At 70.6% G+C, this 1,793-nt stretch carries 3 protein-coding genes; all 3 read right to left on the reverse strand.

Annotated elements, in window-relative coordinates:
• Positions 1–753: transporter substrate-binding domain-containing protein (locus tag AC1D15_RS30155; RefSeq protein ID WP_477828919.1), on the reverse strand; the 753-nt coding region annotated here is incomplete at its 3' end.
• A 35-nt stretch (positions 754–788) separates the two neighbouring features.
• On the reverse strand, positions 789–1,460 hold the full coding sequence (locus AC1D15_RS30160; RefSeq protein WP_047511735.1) for a YceH family protein: 672 nt from the start codon (positions 1,458–1,460) through the stop codon (positions 789–791).
• The coding region (locus AC1D15_RS30165) for an SDR family oxidoreductase (protein ID WP_477828920.1) at positions 1,457–1,793 on the reverse strand (337 nt) is incomplete at its 5' end. The genes AC1D15_RS30160 and AC1D15_RS30165, both read right to left, overlap by 4 nt.

The following is a 1,793-nucleotide window of genomic DNA, read 5'->3' on the forward strand; positions in this document are numbered from 1 at the left end:
GTCGAGCACCGCGTGCAGCAGCGGCAGGTCGCGCAGAACGGCCGGGCCGAGCGCCGTCAGCCCGGGGCCGAAGCCGCCGCGCACCTGCACGTTGGCCAGCAGGTTCTTCTCGATGTAGTGCACCGCGACGTGGCGGTAGCCGATGTAGAGGTCGGCATCGCCCGAGGCCACCGCGCGCAGCGCGGCTTCGGCGCTGTCGTAGCGCTGCACCTGCGCGCCGGGAAAGCGCGACACCAGCAGGCCGTCGGCCGCCGAGGCCGCCTCGACGGCCACGCGGTAGCCGCCGAACTCGGTGGCGGGCGACACGTCGGAGATGTCGCGCCGCACCGCCAGCACCATGTTCGCGCCGAGCATCGGCCGGGTGTGCAGGAAGGCACCCTCGCCGTCGGCCGGTGCGGGCGTGAAGGCCGCCGCGTCGAGTTCGCCGCGCGCCAGCGTCTCCAGCAGCACGGCCTGGCTGGGCGAGCGCTGGTAGTCGAAGCGCAGCCCGCTGCGCTCGGCCAGCAGGTCCATCAGCTCGATCACGTAGCCCTGCGGCCGCTCGGCATTGGCACCGAACGTGAAATACGGCGGCAGGCCGGGCGAGGTGCCGACGCGCACCACCGGGTGCCGGGCCACCCACGCGCGCTCGGCATCGGTGAGGCGCAGCGTGGGGGATGGCAGCTGCGGCTGGGCCGTGGCCGGCAGGATGAACGCAGCGGCCAGGCCCATCACGGCCACCAGCCTGAGGCACCACTTCCTCGCTCCGCCCATGAGACTCCGCTCAGTTCGTCATTCGATCCGGCACGTCACTCCGATCTGCGGACGCCCAGCTCCTCGTAGAGCCGCTCGACCAGCGCGCGCAGTTCGTCGACCTCGCGCTTCAGGCTCAGCTGCTGTGCTTTCAGTGCCGCCAGCTCGCTGGTGGCGACGAAATCCTCGTCGCTCGACGCCACCGGCATGGCCGAGATGTCGACCGTGCCGCTCAGCAGGTGCGTCCAGCGCGCCTCGCGGGCACCGGGCGCGCGCGGCAGCTTGACCACCAGCGGGCCGCCCTTCTCGTCGGCGCGCGTGGCCAGCTCGTCGAGGAAAGCCTCGACCGACGAGGTGTCGGCGAAGCGGTGCAGCCGCTCGCAGTTGGCGCGCAGTTCGGAGGCCGTCTGCGGGCCGCGCAGCATCAGCACCGCGAGCAGCGCAACCGATTGCGACGGCAGCGCGAGCGCGCGGCCGAGGTTGTGCTCGTAGCGGCTGACGCGCGAGCCGCTGGACTCGAAGGCCAGGTGCAGGGCCTTCAGCGCGTCGACGGCCGACTGCACCTCGGCATCGGTCGCGTTCATCACCGGATCGCGGGCGGTCTTCTGGTTGCAGCCGGAGGCCAGCGCGTTCAGCGACAGCGGGTAGCTGTCGGGCACGGTGCTGGCCTTCTCGATCAGCACGCCGAGCGCGCGGGCCTCCAGCAGGGTGAGGGGCCGCAAACTCACACCGCGAACCCGTCGTCGGCCTGGATCACGGCGCCGTTGACGAAGTGGCTCTCGTTGGCGCACAGCATCATCAGCACGGCGTCGAGGTCTTGCGGCTGGCCGATGCGCTTGCGCGGCATCATGTCGATGAGTTTCTTGCCCTGCTCGGTCTTCCAGTGGTGGTGGTTGATCTCGGTGTCGATGTAGCCGGGGCAGATCGCGTTGACGTTGATGCCGTAGCGGCCCCATTCGAGGGCCATCGCGCGGGTCATGTGGATGACGGCCGATTTGCTCATGCAGTAGACGCCGATCTGGCCGAGCACCTTGAGGCCGGCCATCGACGCGATGTTGACG

This window comes from Rhizobacter sp. P2_H2 (assembly GCF_056403375.1).